20 protein-coding genes are annotated in these 24,181 nt (G+C 73.8%); 11 read left to right on the top strand and 9 right to left on the bottom strand.

What is annotated here, in order from left to right; translation table 11 throughout:
- Positions 1-66: 66 nt before the first annotated feature.
- The 5 genes from AB0D49_RS20900 to AB0D49_RS20920 all read right to left on the bottom strand — a co-directional run bounded on the left by AB0D49_RS20900 (position 67) and on the right by AB0D49_RS20920 (position 6,237).
- Positions 67-1,191 carry a glycosyltransferase gene (locus tag AB0D49_RS20900; protein ID WP_362759241.1) on the bottom strand — a complete coding sequence of 375 codons (1,125 nt, stop codon included), beginning with the start codon at positions 1,189-1,191 and terminating at the stop codon, positions 67-69.
- Complete coding sequence (locus tag AB0D49_RS20905; RefSeq protein ID WP_362759242.1) at positions 1,188-3,299, bottom strand: prolyl oligopeptidase family serine peptidase; 2,112 nt, start codon at positions 3,297-3,299, stop codon at positions 1,188-1,190. Before AB0D49_RS20905 ends, AB0D49_RS20900 begins: the two co-directional genes overlap by 4 nt.
- Positions 3,300-3,387: 88 nt before the next feature.
- A complete protein-coding gene (locus tag AB0D49_RS20910) occupies positions 3,388-4,698 on the bottom strand; it encodes an MFS transporter (RefSeq protein WP_362759244.1) in 1,311 nt (436 codons plus the stop codon).
- Positions 4,698-5,891, bottom strand: a complete 1,194-nt coding sequence (locus AB0D49_RS20915; protein WP_362759246.1) for a radical SAM protein — start codon at positions 5,889-5,891, stop codon at positions 4,698-4,700. Before AB0D49_RS20915 ends, AB0D49_RS20910 begins: the two co-directional genes overlap by 1 nt.
- Before the next feature lie 145 nt (positions 5,892-6,036).
- The gene (locus AB0D49_RS20920; RefSeq protein WP_362759248.1) at positions 6,037-6,237 is read right to left on the bottom strand and encodes a hypothetical protein; all 201 of its coding nucleotides are present in this window, start codon (positions 6,235-6,237) and stop codon (positions 6,037-6,039) included.
- A 256-nt stretch (positions 6,238-6,493) separates the two neighbouring features.
- Here AB0D49_RS20920 and AB0D49_RS20925 point away from each other — a divergent pair, with 256 nt between their 5' ends.
- Positions 6,494-7,735, top strand: coding sequence for a cytochrome P450 (locus tag AB0D49_RS20925; protein ID WP_362759250.1), 1,242 nt, complete (start codon positions 6,494-6,496; stop codon positions 7,733-7,735).
- 166 nt (positions 7,736-7,901) lie between these two features.
- Here AB0D49_RS20925 and AB0D49_RS20930 read toward each other — a convergent pair whose 3' ends face one another.
- A complete protein-coding gene (locus tag AB0D49_RS20930; RefSeq protein ID WP_362759523.1) occupies positions 7,902-8,999 on the bottom strand; it encodes a MerR family transcriptional regulator in 1,098 nt (365 codons plus the stop codon).
- Positions 9,000-9,212: 213 nt separating this feature from the next.
- Between AB0D49_RS20930 and AB0D49_RS20935 the strand changes: the two genes are divergently transcribed.
- On the top strand, positions 9,213-9,785 hold the full coding sequence (locus AB0D49_RS20935; protein WP_362759253.1) for a hypothetical protein: 573 nt from the start codon (positions 9,213-9,215) through the stop codon (positions 9,783-9,785).
- A 96-nt stretch (positions 9,786-9,881) separates the two neighbouring features.
- Positions 9,882-10,157, top strand: a complete 276-nt coding sequence (locus AB0D49_RS20940; RefSeq protein ID WP_362759254.1) for a hypothetical protein — start codon at positions 9,882-9,884, stop codon at positions 10,155-10,157.
- 89 nt (positions 10,158-10,246) lie between these two features.
- Here the strand turns inward: AB0D49_RS20940 and AB0D49_RS20945 are convergent, their stop codons facing one another.
- Complete coding sequence (locus AB0D49_RS20945; protein WP_362759256.1) at positions 10,247-10,747, bottom strand: MarR family transcriptional regulator; 501 nt, start codon at positions 10,745-10,747, stop codon at positions 10,247-10,249.
- Positions 10,748-10,923: 176 nt separating this feature from the next.
- Between AB0D49_RS20945 and AB0D49_RS20950 the strand changes: the two genes are divergently transcribed.
- The 4 genes from AB0D49_RS20950 (at position 10,924) to AB0D49_RS20965 (ending at position 17,298) form a co-directional block, all read left to right on the top strand.
- Positions 10,924-12,594, top strand: coding sequence for a DUF885 domain-containing protein (locus tag AB0D49_RS20950; RefSeq protein ID WP_362759258.1), 1,671 nt, complete (start codon positions 10,924-10,926; stop codon positions 12,592-12,594).
- Between the two features lie 101 nt (positions 12,595-12,695).
- On the top strand, positions 12,696-14,198 hold the full coding sequence (locus AB0D49_RS20955) for an MFS transporter (protein ID WP_362759260.1): 1,503 nt from the start codon (positions 12,696-12,698) through the stop codon (positions 14,196-14,198).
- Complete coding sequence (locus AB0D49_RS20960) at positions 14,195-15,514, top strand: alpha/beta hydrolase-fold protein (protein WP_362759263.1); 1,320 nt, start codon at positions 14,195-14,197, stop codon at positions 15,512-15,514. The genes AB0D49_RS20955 and AB0D49_RS20960 overlap by 4 nt, the downstream gene beginning before the upstream one ends.
- Positions 15,515-15,636: 122 nt before the next feature.
- On the top strand, positions 15,637-17,298 hold the full coding sequence (locus tag AB0D49_RS20965) for an APC family permease (protein ID WP_362759265.1): 1,662 nt from the start codon (positions 15,637-15,639) through the stop codon (positions 17,296-17,298).
- A 263-nt stretch (positions 17,299-17,561) separates the two neighbouring features.
- Here the strand turns inward: AB0D49_RS20965 and AB0D49_RS20970 are convergent, their stop codons facing one another.
- The gene (locus AB0D49_RS20970; RefSeq protein ID WP_362759267.1) at positions 17,562-18,467 is read right to left on the bottom strand and encodes an ROK family protein; all 906 of its coding nucleotides are present in this window, start codon (positions 18,465-18,467) and stop codon (positions 17,562-17,564) included.
- A gap of 174 nt (positions 18,468-18,641) precedes the next feature.
- Positions 18,642-19,385 carry a GntR family transcriptional regulator gene (locus AB0D49_RS20975; protein WP_362759269.1) on the bottom strand — a complete coding sequence of 248 codons (744 nt, stop codon included), beginning with the start codon at positions 19,383-19,385 and terminating at the stop codon, positions 18,642-18,644.
- A 250-nt stretch (positions 19,386-19,635) separates the two neighbouring features.
- Between AB0D49_RS20975 and AB0D49_RS20980 the strand changes: the two genes are divergently transcribed.
- The 4 genes from AB0D49_RS20980 (at position 19,636) to AB0D49_RS20995 (ending at position 24,180) form a co-directional block, all read left to right on the top strand.
- A complete protein-coding gene (locus AB0D49_RS20980) occupies positions 19,636-20,793 on the top strand; it encodes a Gfo/Idh/MocA family oxidoreductase (protein ID WP_362759271.1) in 1,158 nt (385 codons plus the stop codon).
- Positions 20,790-21,737, top strand: coding sequence for a sugar phosphate isomerase/epimerase (locus AB0D49_RS20985; RefSeq protein WP_362759273.1), 948 nt, complete (start codon positions 20,790-20,792; stop codon positions 21,735-21,737). The genes AB0D49_RS20980 and AB0D49_RS20985 overlap by 4 nt, the downstream gene beginning before the upstream one ends.
- Before the next feature lie 80 nt (positions 21,738-21,817).
- Positions 21,818-23,215: an extracellular solute-binding protein gene (locus AB0D49_RS20990; RefSeq protein WP_362759275.1), complete on the top strand. Its 1,398-nt coding sequence runs from the start codon at positions 21,818-21,820 to the stop codon at positions 23,213-23,215.
- Positions 23,212-24,180, top strand: coding sequence for a sugar ABC transporter permease (locus tag AB0D49_RS20995; protein WP_362759277.1), 969 nt, complete (start codon positions 23,212-23,214; stop codon positions 24,178-24,180). The genes AB0D49_RS20990 and AB0D49_RS20995 overlap by 4 nt, the downstream gene beginning before the upstream one ends.
- The last annotated feature ends 1 nt before the right edge of the window (position 24,181 follow it).

Genomic DNA, 24,181 nt, shown 5'->3' on the forward strand with positions numbered 1-24,181 from the left:
GAGGAAGGCCCCCGGGACGCCGCTCCCGGGGGCCTTGGTCAGTGGGTCGAGGTCAGTCGGCCCGATTCACCGCGCCGCCGACTCCACCGCGTCCGCCGCACGCGACTCGCTCTTGCTCCCCGCCAGCAGCCCTCCCACCGCCACCGCACGGGCCCGCAGCCCCGGATCCCGGGCGGCGTCGGCGACCGCCTCCCGCAGCACGGCGGCGCGCGAGCCGTCCGCCGGGAAGGTCCGGGCGACCCCGGCCCGCAGACACGCCGTGGCGAGCACCTGCTGCTCAGAGCCGTTGGGGGCGACCAGCAGCGGCTTGCCGTGCAGCAGCGCGCCCAGCACCGGAGCGGACGTGGCGTTGGTGAGCACCAGGTCGGCCCGCTCCACCAGCGGCGCCATCCACGGGCGGCGCCCGGTCACCAGGGCGGCGTGGGGCTCGGCCTCGGACGGACCCGACCGGCCCAGCTCCACCACCGCCCGGTGCGTGCCCCAGGTGAAGGCGGCGTTGAGCCGTGGCCACAGACTGGTGCCGCCGAACGTACGGCCGAGATGCACGTACACCGACGGCGCTCCCTCCGCCGGGGGCGGCACGGCGTCCGGCTCGGGCTCCGGCTCCCACCAGCAGGGGCCGACATGTCGTACCGGCGCGGGCAGTTCGGCGTCCGGCACCTCCAGCACCGGATGCCCGCGCAGCAGGAACGCGGTGCCGAGCAGCGGTGTGTCGGGGTACCGGTCGCGCCGCTGCGGCAGCCCGGCCGTCTCCCGCAGCGCGCGGTAGTGCTCCAGCGTCGCGGCCAGCCGCCACGAACGGTCGTGCGCGTCCTCCGGCTGGGCCCCGGCGCGGTACGGCCACAGATGGGCCGTCAGCCCCAGCACCACCACCGGCAGATCCGCCGTCTCGGCGGCCAGCAGCGCCCCGTGGCAGAGCACGGAGGTCACCAGGACATCGGGCCGCAGCCGCCGGATCGCCTGCCGCACCCGCGTGTACTGCTCAGGACCGCGCACCGTCCAGTGGCCCACCGACAGCGCCGTGCCGTCCTCGACGGCGGACAGCGCGAGGCCCGCCTCCCGGACCACCGGCGCGGCCCTCGCCGCCGCGAGGACGTCGACCTGGTGGGCGCGGCGGCGCAGCTCCCGCCCGACCGCCAGCGCCGGATACAGGTACCCCGGGTCGCTCAGCGGGCACAGCAGCACGTTCATCGCAGGCCGCTCCTCAGATCGAGCCCCAGATGGTGGCCGAAGAACGCCATGACGTCCGCGTACAGCCCGGCGCTGCGGGACACCCCCCGGGTGCCGTGGCCGACGCCGTACTCGGTGCGCAGCACGGTCGGTCCGCCCGCTGGGTCGGCCCACTGGAGGGCCGCGCACATCTTCCGGGCGTGGGCCGGGTCGACCCGGGTGTCGCCGTCGAAGACGGCCAGCAGCACGGCGGGGTAGCGCCGCCCCGCGCGGACCTGGTGGTACGGGGAGTAGGACAGCAGCCGCGCGAACGCGTCGGGGTCCTCGGCGCTGCCGTACTCGTCGCGCCAGCTCGGTCCCATCCCGGAGCGTTCGTAGCGGACCATGTCCAGCAGCGGTGCCGCGCACACGACGGCCGCGTAGGTCTCCGGCCGCCGGGTCAGCGCGGCACCGGCGAGCAGGCCGCCGTTGGAGCTGCCGAGGACGCCGAGCGCGCCCGGTGCGGTCCAGCGCCGGGCGAGCAGGTGGTCGGCGGCGGCGTCGAAGTCGTCGAAGGTGTTGTGCTTGTGCTCCCGGCGCCCGGCCAGGTGCCAGGCGGCGCCCTCCTCGCCGCCGCCGCGCACACAGGCCACCGCGTAGACACCGCCCGCCCGGACCCAGGGCACCGCCTGCGGGGTGAAGCCGGGCGTCATCGACGCGCCGAAGCCGCCGTAGCCGGTGAGTACGGTGGGCCGGGGCCGGTCGGGGCGGCCGGTGGGGGAGAGCACGAACATCCGCACCTCGGTGCCGTCCCGGGACCGCAGCACCTCCTGGGTGACGTGCACGCCCTCGGTGTACGCCACGGCGGGCGGTCCGCCGGGCCAGGTGGCCAGGCGGCCGGTGACGGCGTCGTAGTGCAGGACGACGGTCCGGGTGAGGTGGTCGGTGTAGGCGAGCCACGCCTCGTGACCCGGCTCCGGACGGACCGTCAGACCGGTCACGGTGCCCTGGCCGGGCAGCGGCACGGTTCCCGCCGGGGCACCGGTCCGGGCGTCGTGCAGGGTGAGTTCGGCGACGGCGTGGCGGGTCCGGGCGACCAGCAGCAGCGGACGGTCCAGCGCCGGGCCGTCGAGGACCGCGAAGTCCTCCAGCACCGTGTCCGGCTGCTCCCCGACCAGGGGCCGCCACCGGTCGGGCGGGGTCGCGGCGCCGTCGCGGGGGGCGGCGGCGATCCGGCCGCGCGCGGCCCCGGCCGTCGTCCTGAGCAGCAGCGGACCGCCGCCCGGCCGTGGCCGGAGCACGGTACGGGCGTCGGCGCCCTGCTGGAACGGCCGCAGCCGGGGCCGCGCGGGCGGCTCCACCGTCAGGTCGGCGGTCCACAGGTCGGTGCGGGGCGCGGTGCCCTCACTGGCGCCGACGACCAGCAGCCCGCCGTCGCACGCGGTCGCCACCGTGTAGTACTGGGTCTCCGCCCGCCCGGCGCCGAAGATCTCCGCGTCGGCGTCGGCCGGGGCGCCCACCTCGTGCAGCCACACCCGACGGTGCCGGCTCCCCGGCAGGTGCCGTACGTAGTAGAAGTGCCGGCCGCCGGGCAGCCAGGCCACCGGCGAGCGGCGCACCCGGTCCACGGGACCGTCCACGACCGCGCCGGTCGCGGTGTCGAGGACCCGCAGTACGGACTGCTCGGTGCCGCCCGAGGACATCTGGACGGCGACCAGATCGCCCTCCCAGGACGGTTCGAACGCGTCGATCACCGTCCCGCCGGACGGGTCGCTCGCGCGAGGGTCGCACAGCACCCTGACCCGCCCGTCCTCCCGCACCGTGAGCACCGCGAGATCCTGCCCCGGGTCCCGGCGCAGCTGGAACTCCCGCCGTCCGCGCGGCACCGGCACCGCGGCGGCGCCGCCCGCCAGCAGTGCCGTCATCCGCGCCACCAGCGCCTCCCGGTGCGGCCAGCGCTCCCGCTCCCGCCCGTACAGCACGTCCTGCGCCGCGCTCCACCGGACGGTGCCGGGGTCGCGCGCGTCCTCCAGCCAGCGGTACGGGTCCGCCACCTGCTGTCCGTGGAGGTGCTCCACCGGCCCGCTGCGGGGGGCCGGTGGAGGCGCGTCCGGGCGGGGCCGGGTGTCGCGGGGCGGGGACATCGTCATGCGGCGCTCCAGGAGACGGACACGTCCGGGGGACGGGGAGTGGGACGGCGGCGTGCGGACGGTGGCGTGCGGACGACGGCGTGCGCGGTCAGGTGCCGCCGGTCTTCTTGCCGGGCGCGGGGACCAGGCCCGCCGGGGCGTCGCCGTCGTCCGTGTCGGCCTTCGTCTCCGTGTCCGCCTTGGTGTCTGTGCCCGTGTCCGTGTCGAGGGACGTCTCCCGCAGCAGCGGCACCGCCGACAGCACCGTCACCACCGCCGCCGTCCCGGCCAGCGCCAGCCAGGTGGTGCTGGAGCCCAGGGAGTCGACGAACAGACCGGCCAGGACCGGCCCGAGCGAGGCGAGACCCGCCATCATCAGCCCGGTCGCGGTACTGACCCGGCCCAGCAGGTCACGGGGCGCCAGCACCAGCACCGCGCGGGACACCACGATGCCCGCCGGAGGGCTGAAGAACACCACGACGACCAGGACCGGACCGATCGTCCACGGGTCGGACGTGGTGGAGAACACGGCGAGCCCCAGCGCCCACACCGTCCCGATCAGCAGGAACAGCCGGGACGCCGGGATCGCCTTGATCAGCCGCGCGGCGACGGCGGCGCCGAGCAGCGCGCCGATGCCCGCGCACGCCATCACCGCGCCGATGGCCGTGCCGCCCGCGCCGCTCTGACGCAGCGAGACCACCATCGTCGTCTGGGCGGCGGCGGACACCACGTTGATGCCCGCGGCGAAGAACATGGCCGCCAGCAGGGCGCGCTGCCGGGTGAGCCAGCGCAGTCCCGCGGTCAGCCGGTTGTCGCGTTCGGCGCCCGCGGTCTCCGGGGCGGGCCGGGTCGCGATCCGCAGCAGGAGCAGCGCGGACACCGCGTAGGAGCCCGCGTCGACCGCGAACGGCAGGATCGGGTCCACCGTGAACAGCCAGCCGCCCAGGAAGGGACCGATCAGTGAGGTCGACGCCACGGCGGCCTGGCTGCGGCTCAGCGCCTCGGTGAGATCCCGCTCCGGCACCACGTCCCGCACCGCGATGGTGGCCGCCGGCGCGAACAGCGCGCTGGCCGCGCCCTCCACCACGGCCACCAGCAGCAACTGCGCCTGACCGAGCTGGCCGAGCCCCGCCACGAGCGGGATGCTGGCCAGCGCCACCAGCCGGACCAGATCGCAGCCGACCATGATCAGCCGCCGGTCCAGGCGGTCCGCGAGATGCCCTGCGGGCAGTCGCAGCACCGTACGGGTCACCAGCGAGCAGGTGGCGACCACACCCGCCTGCGCCGCGCTGCCCCCGATGGACAGCACCAGCAGCGGGAACGCCAGCAGCGACAGCTGACTGCCGAGCGTGGACAGGCTGGTGCTGAGCCAGTAGCGGCGGAAGTCGGCGTTGGCGCGCAGGACGCCGGTGCCCTTCATCACAGCCGTCCGGCGGTGGCCAGGCAGTCCAGCACCCCGGCGTCCACCCGGTCCTGGAACGAGGCGCGGACGGCGGCCTCCTCGTCGTACTGGTAGTGGTCGTGGCAGCTGACCCAGCGGCCCTCGGTCCGCTCCGCCGGGAGATAGCCCTCGGTGAGGCTTCCGACCTCCATGCCCGGCTTCCCGGCGGTCTCCCAGCAACTGGCCAGGACGCCGTCGGCGTTGACGACCGCCCCGTAGCGGCCGTCGGCGAAGGAGCACGCCTGGCAGGGCATGTGGGCGCGCGGGCGCGACACCGAGAAGCCCAGCTCCAGGGCGCGGGCGTGCCAGCGCACGAAGTCCGTGACCAGGCCGTCCTCGTGCAGCAGGTTGTTGGCGTAGCCGACGCCGACGTCACCGACCCGGGCGAAGTGGATGCCGCAGCGGGCCGGGTCGAGCCGCTTGCCGAGCCGCTCCACCAGCTCGTCCATGCCGTGCTGGTTGTGGTGCGAGACATTGACCCGCAGCATCCAGCGCAGGGACGTCGTCTCGATGGCCCGCGCGATGTTGGACACGATGACATCGAAGGTGCCGCCGCCGGAGCGCCGGATGCGGATGGTGTCGTGCTCGGCCCGGTCTCCGTCGAAGGTCACCTGCACCGAGCCGAGGCCCGCGGCGTTGAGTTCCTTGGCGATCAGCGGGGTGAGCAGGGTGCCGTTGGAGGTCATCGACGCGGTGAGCGCGCCCAGTTCCCCGGCCCGGGTCAGCAGGTCACGGCAGCCGCGCGGATTCAGCAGCGGCTCGCCGCCGAACAGCAGCAGCGACAGCCGGTCCACCTCCGCCGCCCGCATCCGCTCCCGGGTGAAGTCCACCACCTGCCCCACGGCCTCCGGGGTGAGCCGGGCATGCTGGATGCGCGGCGGCCGGTTCCCGCCACGCGGGTCCTGCGCGGTGTTTTGGAAGCAGTACCCGCACCCCAGATTGCAGTCGGTGCTGGTGAGCACGGTCAGCGAGTACGAGGTGTAGGGCCGTACGTCGTACAGGCCCGCGTTGCGCAGATAGCGTTCCGCGGACGGCCGCAGTGTGCCGTCCGGCTCCACCTGGCCCGGCCGCATCAGCGCGTATCCGCCGCCGCCCAGGAACCACCACCCCCGCTCGGCGCGGATCAGTCGGGCCCCGGCGGCGGGGATGGTGACGGACTGCGTACCGGACACGGCAACCTCCGGGTCGGGGCGACGGCGCGAGGGGGTGGGAGCGAGGGCGGAACGGGAGCGCGGGTGCCCCGGTCGCGGCGGATCGATCCGTACGCCGCGACCGGGGAGAACGGCCCGCTGAGGGGACCAGGCGTGGTGGTACCGATCAGAGGCTGTGCTCCTGGTGCACGCCGCACCACGGGGTGTCCTCGCCCTCCTCGGAGTGGGCGACCACCTCCGGCTCGTCGACCGACTCCTGGTGCACGCCGCACCAGCCGACGTGGTCCACGGCGTGCGCGACGACCTCGGGGGTCTCCTCCGCGGGGGTCTCGGTGGTCTCCTCGGTGGGCTCGATGTTCTCGGCCATGCTGGTCCTCCCTGAGACGGGCGATCGGGACAACGGGTGACGGCACTGCGCCGACCGGCAGGACGCTAGGAGCACGGGGTTCGGCACCGGTTCGCCCCGGGTTGACCACCGGTGAACCCCCCAGGTGGGCGGAGCGCGCACGGACCCGGCCGCCGACGGCGGCATACCGAAAACCCACCGCGGGCGAACTCCCCGGCAACCGGCCCCTCCTACGCTGACCGGCGCACACTCCGCCGCCGCGAGAGGACGCCCGCGCATGGACACCGAACCCACCGCCCCGGCCGGGACCGCACCCGCCCCGACGCGGCTGCCGCAGCCGCTGGGCGCCGCGTTCGTCGCCCGGCCGGGCCCGACACTGGCCCGGCTCCGCGAGACCTGCCCGGTGGCCCGGGTCCAGACCCCCGCGGGCCGCCCCGCCTGGCTGGTCACCCGCGCGGAGGACGTCCGCGCCGGCTTCATGGACCCGCGCCTCTCCCTGAGCGGCGGCCGGACACCCGACCCCACACGAAAGCGGCGCGCCCTCGATGTGACCCTGGTCAACTACGACCCGCCCGACCACACTCGCATCCGGCGCCTGGCCACCCCCGCCCTGACCCCGGCCCGGGTGGCGGAACACCGGGAACGCATCGAACGGGCCGCCGCCGACCTCCTCGACGCCGCCGAGGCGGCCCGGGACGGCGGCCCCGTCGAGCTGATGGACGCCTTCGCCCGGCCCCTCGCGTTCCTGTCCCTGTGCGAACTGTTCGCTGTGCGCGAGGAGGAACGCGCCGCGCTGTACGCGCCGGTGGCCCGCCTCGCCGACAAGGCGGGCTGCACACCGCGCGACATCGAGGAGAGCGTCGCCCGCATCGACGCCTTCGTCCGCGCGGAGATGGCCCGCCGTGCCGCCGAACCCGGCGACGACCTCGTCTCCCGCACCCTGGCCGAGTGGCACGCACGGGGCGGCGCCGGCGAGGACGAGGTGGCGTCCCTGCTGGCCATGCTGCTGCTCGCGGGCTACGACAGCACGGTGCAGGCGATCGGCATGAGCGTGGTCGCGCTGCTCGAACACCCTGAGGTCCAGCAGGAGTTGCGGGACCGGCCGGACCGGATACCGCGTGCCGTCGACGAGTTCCTGCGCTGGGACACCCCGGGCCCCTTCGCCACCAAGCGGCTGGCGCTGGACGACATCCGCTTCGGCGACACCGTCGTCCCCGCTGGCAGCGGCGTCCTGCTCTCGGTCGCCTCGGCCAACCACGACCCCCGCTGCCACGCCGACCCGGAGACCCTGGACCCCGCCCGCCGCTCCGCGAGCCGCCACCTCACCTTCGGCCTAGGCCCGCACTACTGCCCCGGTTCAGCGCTGGCCCGACTGGAACTGACGGTGGCCCTGACCGGCATCCTCACCCGCTGGCCCCGGCTGACCCCCGCGGTGCCGCTGACGGGGCTGACCTGGAGCGGGGGCTATCTGCACCGGCGCCTCACGGCGCTGCCGGTCCAGCCGGGTGGGAGGCCGTAGGGAAGCGGCGGGGAGGTCTGCGGGGGTTCCCGACGGCGGGTCAGCGGGGGTTCCCCACGGCAGGTCCGCCGGGATTCCCCACGGCCCGCCCGGGACCACCCGGGACCGCCCGGGACCGCCCGGGACCGCCCGGGACCGCCCGGAACTCACCCGGAACCCACCCCGTTCACGCCACCAGCAGCCGCAGCCCGAGATCCGCGGCGTCGAGACCGGTGAGCCCGCCGTTGCGCGCGGCCCACCGTCCGGAGGCGAGGTCGTCGCCCAGTCCGCGCACCGCCCGCTCCTCCGCCTCCCGCCCCACCCTCGTCCAGACCGACATCGCCCGCCGCACCCGCTCCTCCAGATAGGCGTCCGGGCGGCGCCAGTACGCCTCGAACAGGCCGTCGGCGCAGTCCCACGGCACGGGCACCGGTTCGGCGCGGGCATCGAGCGCCTCCGCCATCCCGGCGAGTGGCGGGAAGCCCGCGAGGACATCGGCGAACTCCGGCAGATAGTCCCGGGTCAGCCAGAACCGGTCCTGCCAGCCGGGCTCGTCGGTGTCGAAGGTCAGCACCACCACCCGGCGGGCCACCCGGCGCAGCTCGCGCAGCCCCGCCAGCGGATCGGCCCAGTGGTGCACGGTGGACACGGCCATCGCGGCGTCGAAGGACCGGTCCGGGAACGGCAGGCGCTCCGCGGCGGCGGCCACGCACGGAGCCGCCCCGTCCGGCCGCTGCCCCCGCATCACCGCCGACGGCTCCACCGCGGTCACCTCCCGGTCGGCGGGCTCGTAGGAGCCGGTGCCCGCGCCGACGTTCAGCACGGTCCGCGCGTCCCCGAGCGCGTCCCAGATCCGCGCGGCGATCCGTGGATCGGTACGCCGGGTCGCCGGGTAGGCGCCGCCGATCGCGTCGTACAGCCGTGGTCCGAACATTCCCACCTGCTCCTGCGGTGTCATCTTCCGCCCTTCTGCCCGTGCCGTCAGTTCTCGGTCGATGGCCGTCACCATGGCGTCGGCGCGGTCCCGCCGCTCCACCAGCAGTCCGCGCAGCCGGCGCAGGTGCGCGACGGCGTCGGTGGCGGGGTCGTCGACCAGTTCGGCGATCTCGCGCAGTCCGAAGCCGAGCCGGCGGTAGGCCAGCACCTCCCGCAGCCGTTCCATGTCGCCCGCCGAGTAGACCCGGTACCCGGCCCCGGTCCGCGCCGACGGGCGCACCAGCCCGATCGCGTCGTAGTGATGCAGCGTCCGCACACTGACCCCGGCCAGCTCGGCGACGCGCCCCACGCTCCAGTGATCCTCCACGCCTCCGACTATGACGTCTGACGCCACGTGAGGGTCAACGGCCGGGGTAGGGAGGGTCGCCTGTCGGAGCCGACGGTTCCGTAGAAACCCGCCCACCCCCGGGCGAACCCGCGGAACCGAAGCCGCACAATGATCGTCGGAGACCACGTACAGGACCGGCGACGGACAGAGCGGAAACAGAGGGGGCACGGGGGAGTGAAGGAACGCGGGAGACACGCCGAGCAGATCAGGGAACTCGCCAAGGTCGAAGGGACTTTGGCGGCACGTCCGCTCATCCAGCCATGGACGCACGTCATCATCGCCATAGCCTCCGCGGTCATGGCGTGGATCATCCCGATCGAGGACGTACGCGCCACGGCCTTCGGCCCGGTCGCCTACCTGCCGCTCTTCGCGGCCGTGATCGCCGTACCGCTCGGACGTACCATCTGGCTCTTCAACCTGCCCGAGGACGAGGAGCCCGACGCCGCCGACGGCGGGGCGCGCCGCGGTGAACCGGGACCCGCGGTCTACATGTGGGGCGTGGGCATCTCCATCGCCCTGGCCGGAGGCATCGGCGCCGTGGGGGCCTTCCTCATCCCGGCGTCCTGGATTCGCTGGGTGCTCCCCGTCCTCGCCCTGTGGGCGGTGCTGGAGGCGACCCGCCGCGACCGGGGTCACTACAAGCGGGCCCATGAGCAGTACGTCGCGGCGCAGGCCACCCCGGTGTGGGAGGACTACCAGGCGGTGATGCGGGAGCGCCGGGAGCGGTCGCGGGGCCGCCGGGGCTGACGCCGGACCGGCCGGTCAGGGACTCGTTGAACCCTGTCCCGTCCCGCCGCCGTCACCCATGGCGGAATGTCTCATCCGTCTCAGTCAGGAGTACCCATGCTCAAGTCGGTACGAGCCACCGCCCTGGTCGGCGTGTTCGCGGCCGGGCTGCTCGCGGTCTCGGCCCCGGCCGTGTCCGCGAACGCCGACGAGGGCGCCGCCGCTGCCACGGAGGCCGTGTCCGCCTCCGCGTCGGACGAATACGGCCCGTACTACTACGACGACGAGGAGACCTGCCACTACGTGGGCCGGTGGTACGTCCGTGACGGTTACTCCGCCTACGGGTGCTACCCCGCGTGGGGCGGTGGTTGGGACCTGTACCTCTGGACCTGACCGGGGCTTGAGGATTCGGACGCAAGGGCCTGCCCCCCGACTGAGGGGTGCAGGCCCTTGCGTGTCTCCGTCCCCGGCCGCTCCGATCCTCACCGTCTGGGATAGACCGCCTCCGGTCCGTTCGCCGTGCGCCACTGCTCGTAGCGGGAGACGAGGGCGGGGATCTCGGCCCAGAGGAAGGCGTAGAGGTTGTGCATCTCCCGCATCCGGGCCCGGGGGGCGTCCGCGAGGGCGGGGTCGTCGAGGGTCCGGCCGAGGAGGTCGAGGGCCTCGGAGATATAGCGTTCGCCGTCGCGGTAGACACCGACCCAGGCGTTGGGGGCGACGGAGAAGAGGTCGCGGCGGGTCTCGGGGGAGACGGTCCGATCGACCAGGCCCAGGTCGATGAGCAGTCGGCCCATGGTGGAGACGGTGGCCGCGCTGGCGCCGAGCCGGGTGACCAGGTCCTTGCTGGAGAGCCGGTCCTCGTCGGTGACCAGCAGCAGCCCCAGCATCCGTCCGGCCATCCGCGGCATCTGCCCGGTGAACACATCGGCCATCCGGTCCGCGAACTCCAGCTGTGCCCGCGACTTCTCGTCCTGCTGCGCCATGCCCGCGACCCTACCAACCGAGATCCCTGAAGGGCGTTTCATGATCGATGCGTGCCGTTCAGTCAGTACTGAATGACATTCTCTCTTGACTCAATGACATTCACCTCTCAATAATCGGCGCACTGTACCGACGGTGGTACCACCTCGCGGTACCCCCTGCGACGACGGGAACGAGCGTGGCTGAGCAGCGACAGGCGGAACTCGAACGGCTCGCGGAGGCGTACTTCGCCGCGGAGATGGACCACGACCCGCTCGCCGCGACCCTGCTCGGGGTCCCCGGGCACGAGCACCGCGTACCCGACCCGTCCGCCCAGGCCATCGAAGTTCACCGGCGGACCCTGACCGCGCTCGGGGCGCGGCTGGAGCGGGTCCCACTCGACGGGTCACCCGGCGAGGAGCGGGTCACCCGCCGCGTGCTGGAGGTCCTGATCCGCAGCTCCACCGACGAACTGCGCCACGGGCTCGCCGACTTCGCCATCTCCGCCGGAGTCACCGCACCGCAGACCCAGGTGTTCCAGTCCCTCGCGATGACCCCGGTCGGACGGACGGGCGCCGGGGCCTACCTGGAGCGGCTCGCCGCCCTGCCGGGGTACTTCGACGGCTGGCTCGACCGCTACCGCACCGCCGCCGCGACCGGCCGCCCGCCCCTGCGCAGCGGTGTGCTCGCCGCGATCGGCCAGGTCGACACCGTCCTCGCGGGCGACCTCGCCACCGATCCGCTGATCCGCCCGCTCACCGACCACCCGGAGTCCGAGCAGGCCCGCGCCCTGGTACGGGACCGGATACGCCCCGCGCTCGTCCGCTTCCGGGACGGCCTCGCGGGGCTCGCCGAAGGTGCCCGTCCCGACTCCGAGGCCGGGGTCTGCCATGTACCGGGCGGCGCCGAGGGCTACGCCGACGCCCTCGCCCGGCACACCCGGCCGGGCCTCGCCGCCGAGGACATCCACCGCGTGGGCCTGGAGGCGGTGGCCGCGCTGCGGGAGGAGTTCGCCCGGCTCGGGGAGCGGGTCCTCGGGATCGGCGACTGCGACGGCGTCCTCACCGCCCTGCGCACCGACCCCGCGCTGCGCTTCTCCCGCGCGGACGAGATCGTCACCCTCGTCGAGGACGCCCTCGGCCGGGCGCGGGCCGCCGTGCCCGACTGGTTCCGCCCGTACGGCATCGCCGACTGTGTCACCCGGGAGATCGGCCCCCTGGAGGCGGACACGGCACCGCTCGCCTACTACCAGCCGCCCGGCCCCGGCGGGCTGCCCGGCACCCACTGGATCAACACGGTCCGCCCCGCCACCCGCTTCCGCTACGAGTACGAGGCGCTCGCCTTCCACGAGAGCGTGCCCGGACACCACCTCCAGCTCGGACTGGCCGCCACCCTCACCGAGCTGCCCCTGTTCCGGCGCAAGGCGGTGGGACAGCTCACCGCGCACATGGAGGGCTGGGGGCTGTACGCCGAGCGTCTCGCCGACGAGATGGGGCTCTACAGCGGTGACCTCGACCGGCTCGGGATGCTGTCCCTGGACGCCGTCCGCGCCTGCCGCCTGGTCGTGGACACCGGGATGCATCACCTGGGCTGGTCCCGGGAGCGGGCCGTCGCCTATATGCGGGACAACACGGCGACCACCGAGGCCAATGTCCGCAACGAGATCGACCGCTATCTCGCCTGGCCCGGCCAGGCCACCGCGTATCTGATCGGCCGCCGTGAGATCGAGCGGCAGCGGGCGCGGGCCCGCGCGGAACTGGGCGGCCGGTTCTCGATCCGGGACTTCCACCATGAGGTGATCGGCCACGGGAGCCTGCCGCTGGGCGTGCTGGACGAGCTGATCTCCGACTGGATCGAGACGGCCGCCTAGATCCCCGGCGGGGGACCTGGCCGCCGTCGCGTCCCGGCTGCGCCATCCCGTCCACCTCATCCATCCCATCCGCCCCGTCATCGAACGCGGAGGAATCACCCATGTCCGAAAGACCCTCGCCCTCGCTCCCCGGGCCCGTACCGGCGTACCGACCTGCCGACCGCGCCGTCATCGCCCTCGTCGGTCTGCTGACCGTGGTCGTCGGCGCGCTGGAGAGCATGACGATCCCCGTCCTGCCCCTGGTCCAGGGCGACCTGGGGCTCGATCCGGCCCGCGCCGCCCTGATCCCGAGCACACTCACCGTCGCCGGGGCCCTGGCCACCCCCTTCGTGGGCAGCCTCGCCGACCGGTACGGCGGGCGCCGGGTGCTGCTGGCGGTGGCGGTGCTGGTGGCGGGCGGGGCGGCGCTGTCCGCGCTGGCCGGTACGTTCCCGCTGCTGGTGGGCGGGCAGGCGCTCCAGGGCGTCGGCGTGGGAGTCGTACCGCTGGGGCTGGTGCTGCTGCGGGAACGGTTCCCGGCGCGCGGGCGGTCGGTGGCCGTCGGGTTCGTCGCGGGGATGTTCACCCTCGGCGGGGGACTGGGCGTCGTCCTCGCCGGACCGATCGCCGAAGGGCTGTCCTGGCGGTGGATGTTCGGGCTCCCGGCCGCCGTGATCGCCGTCCTCGGGGCGGTCGCGTACGGGGTGCTGCCGCGCCAGGAGCGGACGGTGGACGACCGGCGCGGGGCGCTGGACTGGGCCGGTGGGGCACTGCTGGCCGGGGCGTTGTTCTCGCTGATGCTCGCCCTGACCGAACTGCCCGGACGCGGCTGGACCTCCCCCTTCGTGCTGGGGTTCCTCGGGGCCGCGCTGGTCGTGGGCGTGCTGTGGGCCCTTGTCGAACTGCGGGTCGCCGAGCCGCTGGTGGATGTGCGGATGCTGGCCCGGCCGGTGGTGCTCGGCGGCACACTGCTCGCGGTCGTCCTGGGCACCGGGTACGCCGTCGCGTATCTGGCGATCCCGCAACTGGTGGTGGCTCCCGCCGAGACGGGGTACGGGCTCGGCGGCACGGCAACCGACGTGGGCCGGTATCTGCTGCCCGGCGCGGCGGCAGCGGCGGTCGCGGGACCGCTGGCGGGTCTTGCGGGACGGCGGTTCGGGGCCCGCCCTGTGGTGGTCGCGGGGCTGCTGGTGGCCGTGGCGGGCGCGCTCACGGGGGCGTGGCTGCATTCCGCCGCCTGGCAGCTCGTACTGGTCTTCGTGCTGCTCGGCGCGGGGGTCGGCGCCGGTCTGACGGCGCTGTACAACGGCATCCTGGACACTGTGCGCCCCGCCGAGACCGGCGCCGCGACCGGTATCAACACCGTCGCCCGCTCGGTCGGTATCGCCCTCGGACTCCAGCTCTCGGCGGCCGTCGTCGCGCGGTCGGCCGACGGCTCGGCGACCGGGCTGCCGACCGAGTCCGGATACACCGTCAGTTTCCTGGTGGCCGCCGCGGTCACCCTGCTGGCCGTGCCGCTGGCCTGGGTGATCCCCCGGGTCGGCGCGGGCGGCACGGACGAGGGCGGGGACGCGGCACCCGCCCCGCCCGCCGTCACCGCACCCACCCGGAGGAGTCACCCATGACCGACCACACCCCCACCTCCCCCGCCCCCTGTCTCCACGCCGTGGCCCGGCGCGAACCCGGCGCCCTGGACCGACTCACCGCCGCACTCCACGCGGCCGGTGGCCCCCTGCTCACCCCGCTGGACGGCGGCGGACACGCCGTCACGTTCGTCCACCTCGGCCCGGCCACGCATGTCGAGGTCTCCTCGCAGCTCACCATGGACGCCGACGGCCGCCCCGCGGCCATGGAGCGGATTCCCGGCACGGACGTGTGGCACCTGACCGTGCCCGTCGCCGACGACCGTCTCTCCGTGGTCTACAGCTACAGCGTCGACGACCCCTACGCGGCGAAGTCACTGGCCGAGGTCATGGAACTGGTCCAGGCGGGCGCCTACGGCGAGATCGTGGCGGCCCATCTGCGCGCGGCCCGCCACGACCCGTTCAACCCCGAGCGGATCATGTCCGCCCACACCTCCATGACACCGGGCGCCGAACGGCTCCACGAGTCCGTGCTGACCCTGCCCGGCGCGGACCCCGAGGTCTGGTTCGGCCGCGGCGGGCACACCGGCGGACCGCGCGGCACGCTCACCGAACACCGGGTGCCGTCCACGGTGTTCGGCGGCGACCGCGAGGTGGCCGTCTATCTGCCCGAGGGCTACCGCGAGGGCGCGGCGGGCCATCCGCTACTGCTCCTGCTGGACGGCGAGTACCACCTCGACCACTACCCCGAGATCCTGGACAACCTGATCGCGGCGGGCGCCGTACCTCCCACCGTCGTGGCCTTCGTGCGGAACCGGGACACCATGTCGCGGATGACGGAGATGTGCTGCCACCCGGACCTGGTACGGCAGTACGCGGAGGAGCTGCTGCCGTGGCTGCGCGCCGAGTTCGGGGCGGGCCGGGACCCGGCGACCACCGTCGTCGCGGGGGCCAGCTACGGCGGACTCGCCTCCCTCTGGCTGGCGTACCGGCGGCCGGACCTGTTCGGCGGGGTGCTGTCCCTGTCGGGGTCGCACTGGTGGGGGCTGAAGGAGCAGTTCGGCGGCGCGGAGGGACCGTACGCGATGGGGCGGGACGGGGAGCCGGAGTGGCTGACCCGGCAGATCGCGGCGGAGCCCGGTGCCCCGGCCCGCACCCGGTTCTGGATCGCCGCGGGCACCCTGGAGACCCAGCCCCTGCCCGGCGGCACCAGCCTGCTCACCGCCAACCGCCATCTGCGGGACGTCCTCACCGCCCGCGGCCACGAGGTGGCGTACGACGAGTTCCCCGGCGCGCACGAACAGGCTGGATGGCGGCGGACGTTCGCCCGGGGCCTGAGGTATCTGCTGGGCGGGTGAACTCGCCGGGGCGTGGTGTGCGCGTCGCGGCGGGGGACCGGTCACCGGGATAGGCAGGGGAGGAGTGGACCGGTGGACGTGTGAGGCAGGCTCCGCGTCCCGTCCTCAGGGAACGAGGATGTATGACCATGCCGAAGGCGCCCGTGTCCGGCGGGCCCGAGAACCCCGGTCTGCGGCGGGACATCGGTCTGATCGGTCTGACCTGGACGTCCACGGGCTCCATCATCGGGTCGGGATGGCTGTTCGGCGCGCTGTTCGCGGCGCAGGCGGCCGGGACCGCCGCGCTGTTCTCCTGGGGGATCGGCGCCCTCGCGGTGACCGTGCTGGCGTTCGTCCATGCCGAGCTGGGTGCCATGTATCCGATCGCGGGCGGTACCGCCCGCTTCCCGCACTACGCCTTCGGCAGTGTGGCCGGGGCGTCCTTCGGCTGGTTCTCCTGGCTCCAGGCGGTGGCCACGGCGCCGATCGAGGTCATGGCGTCGCTGAACTACCTGAGTGTGCACGCGAGCTGGGTCCAGACCGAGAAGAACCACCTCACCGCCGCCGGATACGGGCTCGCCGTCGCCTTCATGGCCTTCTTCGTCGTGGTGAACTTCCTCGGCATCCGCTGGCTGGCCCACACCAACAGCCTCGCGACCTGGTGGAAGGTCGCCATCCCCGTCCTCACCATCGTCGTCCTCGCGGCGACCGCCTTCCACGGCTCCAACTTCGGCTATCAGGGGCTCGCTCCCTTCGGCGCCCAGGGCGTGCTGTCCGCCGTCAGCACCAGCGGCATCATCTTCGCCCTGCTCGGCTTCGAACAGGCCGACCAACTGGCGGGGGAGAGCCGCAACCCGGCACGGGACATCCCCCGGGCCGTCATCGGCTCGGTCCTGCTCGGCGCGCTCATCTATCTGGCCCTCCAGGTGGTGTTCATCGGGGCGCTGCCGCCGAGCGCGTTCACCCATGGCTGGGCCGATCTGACGTTCACCGACAAGGCGGGCCCCTTCGCCGGTCTGGCGCTGACCGCCGGGGTGGGCTGGCTCGCCACACTGATCTACATCGACGCGGTCATCTCGCCGACCGGCACCGGACTCATCTACACCACCGCCGCGTCCCGGGTGTCCTACGGCCTGTCCCGCAACGGTTACGTCCCCCAGGTCTTCGAGCGGACCACCGGGCGGGGCGTGCCCTGGTTCAGTCTGCTCTTCGCCTTCGTCGTCGGCCTGATCATCTTCCTGCCGTTCCCGACCTGGCAGAAGCTGGTCGGCTTCGTCACCTCGGCGAGTGTGCTGATGTACGCGGGCGCTCCGCTCGCGTTCGGGTGCCTGCGCCGGCAGGACCCCGACCGGTACCGGCCCTACCGGCTGCCCGGCGGGATGTTCTGGGCGCCGGTCGCCTTCGTCGTCGCCAACCTGATCATCTACTGGGCGGGCTGGGACACCCTGTGGCGGCTCGGTCTGGCGATCGTCCTCGGCTATCTGCTGCTCGGCGCCTCGGCCCTGCTCGGGCTCAACCCGAGGACCCCGGCGCCGGACTGGCGCTCCGCGCAGTGGCTGCCGGTCTATCTCATCGGGATGGGCCTGATCTCCTGGCAGGGCGGCTATTGCAGTACGGGCCCGGCCTCGACGGTGAGCTGCGGCGCGACCGGGGCGCTGCCGCTGTGGTGGGACATGGTGGTGATCGCCGCGTTCAGTCTGGCGATCTATGGTTGGGCCTTCTCGGTCCGGTTGCCGGACGCGGAGACACAGCGGTATCTGGAATCGACGGACGTCCATCCTGGGCACGGGGGGACCACTGGGTGACGCCGGGGGCGCGGGGAGCGCGGGGAGCGCCGGGAGCGCGGGGAGCGCGGGGAGCGCGGGGAGCGCGGGGAGCGCGGGGAGCGCGGGGAGCGCGCGGGTGACTCCGGGGGAGTCGCGGGGGCTCCCTGGGGTGACCCCGGGGAGTCGTGGGCGGCCCCCCGCTTAGATCGGGCGCCGCCGCCTGACACTCCCCGCTCAGATCGGGCGCCGCCTGACACTCCCCGCTTAGATCGGGCGCCGCCCGACACCCCCCGCGCTGCCCGTCACGGCGTCGCCAGCCGTGCCGCTCCGATCAGTCCCGCCGCCGGACCGAGCGCCGCGGTCAGCAGCGGAGGGGCGTCGGGGCGGGCCCCGGTCCGCTCGGCGTAGGCGGCCTCCAGAGCCGACCGCACCGGACCGGGAGCCGAGCCGAGGCCCCCGCCGAGAATGATCGCCGCGGGGTCCAGGAGCCGTACCGCCATGGCGAGGACGGTGCCCAGCGCGGCGCCCGCCGTGGCCAGCACGTGGTCCGCGACGGGGTCGCCCTGTGCCGCCCGCGCGATCACCTCACGGGCGCCCGGTGTGGTCGCGCCGCCCAGCGCGGTGCGCCGGTCACCGATGCCGCGGCCGGAGCAGTACTGCTCCAGATTGCCCCGCCAGCCCGGGTCGACCGACGCCGGGACCTCGAACTCGCCGAGCGCGATGGCCTCGCCGCGCCGCCCCGGAAGCGGGGTTCCGTGCCGGACGTACGCGGACGAGAGCCCGGTGCCGAGCGAGACGTAGAGGAAGTCCTCCCGTCCGGCTCCGGCGCCGTGGTGGGCCTCGCCCAGCGCCCCGCAGCGTACGTCGGAGCCCACCGTGACCGGGACTCCGGGCAGTTCGGCGCCCAGCAGTTTGCCGGGCTGGACGTCCCAGGCGAGTACCTCGCGGCTGGTCAGCCGGCCGTCCGCGGCGACGTACTCGGGGAAGCCGGCGCCGAGGGCGACGACGGTGAGCCCGCGTCGCCCGGCCTCGGCGAGGAGGGAGCGCGCGGCGGTCACGGTGCCGTGCAGCCCGGGGTCGCGCAGACGGCCCTCGACGGCGGTGGGCCGCTCGGTGTGGTGCAGGACGGTGCCGTCGGCGGTCACCAGGCCCGTGGCGATCTTGGTGCCGCCGATGTCGAGGGCGGCGGTGACTTCAGTGGTGCTCACAGGTGTCTTCCCTTGTCGTGCCTGGTTCCCTTGGGCGGCTCGCATGTGCGCGGACGCCCCGGCCGGTCCGCCGCCCGGCCTCAGCCCCTCCGCCTGACTCCCCTCCCGCCTCCGCCCCCGTTGGAGTCCGCTCAGCCCCCGTCGGAGTCCCCTCAGCCCCCCGCCCGAGTCCCCTCAGTCCACTGACCGATGCAGCGTCGCCTCGAACCGGTACGCGTCCCCCCGGTACACCGCCCGCCCCAGCAGCACCGGAGTGTCCTGCTGGTCGCAGGTGATCTCCTCGCCGACCAGCACGGGCGCGCCGACGGGCAGCCGCAGCAGCTCGGCGACGGCCGGGTCGGCGCCGATGGCCTGGGCCGTGTAGGTGCTGCGCATCACCCGGACCCCGGCGACCTCCTCCAGCGCCGCGAAGAGGGAGCGGTCGGTGAGGTCGGCGGTCTCCAGGCCGGGCGCGCGTGACCGGATCAGCACCGTGGTGTCGACACAGACGGGGACCTCGTCGAGCCCGCGGACCCGGGAGATCTCCAGGACCTCGGAGGCGGGCGCCACCCGCAGCCGGGCGGACTCGTCGAAGGTCGCCGGGCGCACGGTGCGGTGCAGCAGCCGGGCCGTGGGCCGCAGTCCGCGCTCACGGGCGATGTCGGTGAAGCTGCGCAGCAGGCTCGGGGGCTCGCTGACCACGTCCGTCGAGACGAACCAGCCGCGCTGGGCCGAGGCGTGGATGCGGCCCTCGGACTCCAGGGCGGCCAGCGCCTGTCGCAGGCTGTTGCGGCTCACGCCGACCCGGGCGGCCAGGGCGCGCTCGCCCGGCAGTCGGCTGCCGGGTACCCAGACCCGGCGGTCGAGGAGCTGTTCCAGCTCGTGGTGGGCGAGTTGAACGGCAGGCCCCGCGGTCGGCGGGGTGTCGTGTTCGGTCACGACAGGAAAGTACCAGAGCGACCAGTTGCCGGACCAGATATCAATCTGGTGCAAACACTGGACTATCTGGTCTGATCTGCTGCATGATCCGAGCAACACCGAGGAGCCGGATTCTCCCGTTCCCTCCGGCTGCCGTCGTTTCGTCCGGCCGCCGTCGTGCGCCCCGCGCCCAGGGACCGGACCCCGCGTCCTCCGTGTCGCCTCAGAACCGCCCTACCCACCCCCTTCCGCAGAGCCAAGGAAGTCTCAGATGTCGGTGTGCTCGCCAGTCCGCCTCGCCGTGATCGGCGCGGGAACCATCTCCCAGTCGGTGCACCTGCCCGCCGTCCGGCGCCTGGGCGCCCTCTTCGAGCTGGCCGTGGTGTGCGACCTGTCGCCGTCCCGGGCCGCCCAGGTGGCCGCCGCGGCGGGCGCGGGCGTGCGCTCCACCCACGACTACGACGCGGTCCTCGCCGACCCCGCCGTCGACGCCGTCCTGCTGGCCACCCCCGGCACCCACGCCCAGGCCGCCCGTGCCGCGCTGGAGGCGGGCAAGCACGTGCTCGCCGAGAAGCCGCTGAGCCTGACCGTCGCCGAGGCCGAGGAACTGGGCGCGCTCGCCGACGCCAGGGGCCTCGTCCTCCAGGTCGGCTACATGAAGATGTACGACCCGCTGACCGAGGTCGCCGCCGCCGAACTGGCCGCGCTCGACACCCCCCGCACCGTCCGGGTCACCGTGCTGCACCCCGCCGACGAGCCCCAGGTGGAGCATCTGCGTATGCCGCGGCCCGCCGACGACGCCGATCTCTCCGTCATCGAGAAGGCCCTCGCCTACGAGGCGGAGCGCACCGCCGACGCCCTCGGCGAGGTCCCCGCCGCGCTCGCCGCCTACTACCGCGACGTCCTCAACGGCTCCGTCATCCACGAACTGTCCGTGCTGCGCGCCCTCGGCTTCACCCTGCCCACCGCCTTCGACACCGCCGAGCTGTGGCCCTGGCCCGTCCAGGGCGAGCCGCCGTGTCTGCTGGCCACCGCCGACCTCGGCGACGGCGCCCGACTGGTCCTCAACTGGAACTGGCTGCCCGACCACCCCGAGTACGGCGAGGAGATCGCGGTCCTGGCCCGCGACGGACGGCTCCGCCTCGACATGGCGGCGCCCTACCTGGTCGACGTCCGCAGCTCGCTGCGGGTCGAGCGGGCCGAGCACGGCGTCCGCCGCGACAGCACCGTCCAGCACGGCTACGACACCGGATTCGTCCGCCAGCTGGAAGAGTTCGCCGCCTCCGTCCGCGACGGCGCCCCGGTCCGCTCCGGCGCGGCCGGTGCCGCCGAGGACATCCGCTGCCTCCAGGCCCTGCTCGCCGCGCTCGCGGCGCGCGAGGGCGCCCAGGTCGGCGGGGAAGCGGCCGGAGAGGAGAACGGCAAGTGACGACGACCGCACCGCACACCACGGCACGGCCCCGGCTCGGCAACGCCCCGGTCAGCTACGGCGTCTACGGGGAGGGCGCGGGCGGCGCGGGCGCCTCCGGCGACGCCCTGCTCGCGTCGATGGCCGAGGCGGGCTACGAGGGCAGCGAACTCGGCCCGCCCGGGTTCTTCGGCGACCCCGAGGAGACCGCCGCCCTCTTCGCCCGCCACGGTCTGACCGCCGTCGGCGCCTACATCCCGGTCCACTACGCGCTCGGCGACGACGTCGTCGCCCATGACCTGCGGCGCATGGAGCAGACCTGCCGTGAGCTGGCCGCCTGCGCCGAACGCTCCGGTGAGCAGCCCCTAGCGATCCTCGCCGACGAGGGCAGCCAGGCGCTGCTGGAGAACCCGGCCCGCGCCTGGGACGACCGCTCGCTCGCCCTGGACGAGTCCGGCTGGGAGCGGCTGGCCCAGCTGTCCGCGCGGGCGGTCGACCTGGCCCGCTCCTACGGGCTGCGGACCTCCTTCCACCCGCACATCTCCACCTATGTCGAGTCGCCCTGGGAGGTCGACCGGCTGCTGGAGCTGACCGAGGTCGGACTCACCCTGGACATCGCGCACATCCAGCTGGCCGGGGGCGACCCGGTGGAGTGCCTTGAGCGGTGGCGCGAGCGCATCAACCACGTCCATGTGAAGGACGTCGAGATGGACGTCCTGCGGCGGGCCAAGGCCGAGCGGCGCACCGACTTCGACATCTGGTGGGCGGACGTCTGCGTGCCCTTCGGCAAGGGCGACGTCGACATCGACGCCTTCCTCGCCGCTCTGCTGGGCGGTGGCTACCGCGACTGGCTGCTGGTCGAACAGGACCGCGCCCCGACCCCCGCGGAGCTGTATCCCAAGGTCGCCGCAGAACAGGCGGCGAACCGCGCCTGGCTGGCCGCCAAGGTCGCCGCACACTCCTGAATCCGCACGCCACCCCGGACCGTACGTCACCCCCTGTCTCCCGGCCCGCGACGATGCCGGCCACAAAAGTCGGAGCACCCATGAAGAAGCCGCGTTGGAGCATGGCCGCGGGCATCGCCCTGACCGCCCTGCTGGCAAGCGCCTGTAGCGTCCCGGGAGCGGGCGGCCCGGCCGCCTCCTCCGGAATCCAGGGCCCTCGCATCACCGAGCGCGTCACGCCCGAGGACGTCGCGGAGCTGGGTGACACCACCCTGCGCGTCCTCGCCGACGCCGGGGAGGAGGGCACCCTCAAGCAGCTCGTCCCGCTCTACGAGAAGAAGTACCCGAACGTCACCGTCGACGTCACCACCAAGGGCTTCGACGACCTGATGAAGACCGTGGTGAACTCGATGTCCGGGTCCGACGCCCCGGACCTCGCCCAGGGCAACCAGGGCTACGGCACCGACGGCCCGCTGGTCGAGGCCGGACTGCTGCGCCCGCTGGACGACGTCATGCGCACCTACGGCTGGGAGAACACCTTCACCGACGGCGCGCTCAAGCAGTACCGCTGGTCGCAGGACGGCTCCCTGTTCGGCTCCGGCAGCCTCTACGGCATCAGCCCCGCCACCGAGTTCGTCGGCGTCTTCTACAACACCGAGACCCTCGACAAGCTGGGCATCGAACCCCCGCAGACCTACGAGGAGTTCGTCCGGGCCCTGGACACCGCCAAGCGGGCGGGCACCCAGCCCCTGATGCTCGGCAACGCCGAGAAGTACCCGGCCAGCCAGGTCATCGGCCTGGTCCAGGCGCAGAACGTGCAGAGCCGCGACGTCCGCTCCTGGATCAGCGGTGTGCCCGGCGCCACCATCGCCGACCAGGGCACCGAGGACGCCGCCCGCACCGTCCAGGACTGGGCGAAGAACGGCTACTTCGGCAAGGGCTACGACGGCATCAGCTCCGACGACGCCGTCGCCAAGTTCAGCCAGGGCCAGGGCGCCTTCCTGGTCGCCGGGTCCTGGAACGCGCCCACCCTCCAGGAGTCCATGAAGGGCCAGGTCGGCTTCACCCTGCCCGCCCGCGCCGACGGCACCCGCGCCTCGGTCGGCTCGCTGGGCCTCGGCTGGCACATCTCCGCCAAGACCGAGAAGACCAAGGCCGCGGTCGCCTTCCTCGACCTGCTGATGAGCAAGGAGTTCGCCCAGACCATCGCCGACGTGGGCCGCACCCCCGTCACCGGCGGCAGCGGCATCAAGGCGGCCAGCCCGGTCGTCGAGCAGGTCAATGACATCGGCCTGCGACTCCTCGCCGACGACGGCCAGAACTTCTACCTGGACTGGGCGTCCACCACCATGTACGACACGGTCGGCGCCACCACCCAGGACCTGCTGTCCGGACGCATCACCCCGGCCGGGTTCACCCGGGGCCTGCAGAAGGACTGGCAGGAGTTCGCGGACAAGCAGCGCGCCGCCGCCGACGCGGCCGCCGAGGACGCGTCATGACCACCCGCACCGCGCCCGGCCCGGCGGCCCGGACCGCGAAGACGACCGAAGCCGGTCGGCCCGCCGCCACGACGCCCCGGGACAGAGTGCGCGCCTGGGCCGCCCGCCAGTACTGGCCCGCCTTCCTCTACCTGGCGCCCGCCGCCGTGTTCTACGTCCTGTTCGTGCTGCGCCCGCTCGGCCAGACCGCCTGGGTGTCCCTGTTCCACTGGGACGGCATCACCCTCGGCCGGTGGGCCGGACTGGACAACTACACCGCCCTGTTCACCGACGGCCGCATCCTCGCGGCGATGGGCCACTCCCTGGTCTTCGTCGTCTTCTACGCGTTCTTCCCGGTCGCGATCGGCCTGGCCCTGGCCGGACTGATGTCCCGGATCAAGGTCCGCGGCCTCAGCTTCTTCCGCGCCGTCCTCTTCCTCCCGCAGATCCTCGCCACCGTCGTGGTCGCCGTCTCCTGGCGCTGGGTCTACGACATCGACGGACCCCTCAACGCGATCCTGCGCGCCGTCGGCCTCGGCTCGTTCGCCCGCGCCTGGCTCGGCGACTACTCCACCGCGCTGCCCTCGGTCGGCCTCGTCGGCACCTGGGTGATGTTCGGCCTGTGCATGGTCCTGTTCCTGGCCGGAGTGCAGAAGATCCCGGTGGAACTGTACGAGTCGGCGCGGCTGGACGGATGCGGCCCCATACGCGAGTTCTTCACCGTCACCCTGCCCGCGCTCCGCGGTGAGTGCGCGGTCGCCCTGGTCCTCACGGTCACCTACGCGCTGCGCAACTTCGACCTGGTGTGGAACACCACCGCTGGCGGCCCCGGCTCCTCCACCACCGTCCCCAGCGTCTTCATCTACCAGGGCGCGTTCCTCACCCGCGAGGTCGGCGCCGCCTCCGCGATCTCCATCTGCCTGACCGCGGTCGTCCTCGTCGTCACCGCCGTGATCATGCGCCTGGTGCGCGGAAAGGAGAGCTGAC

The organism is Streptomyces sp. NPDC048290 (assembly GCF_040652095.1).
Lineage (GTDB): Bacteria > Actinomycetota > Actinomycetes > Streptomycetales > Streptomycetaceae > Streptomyces.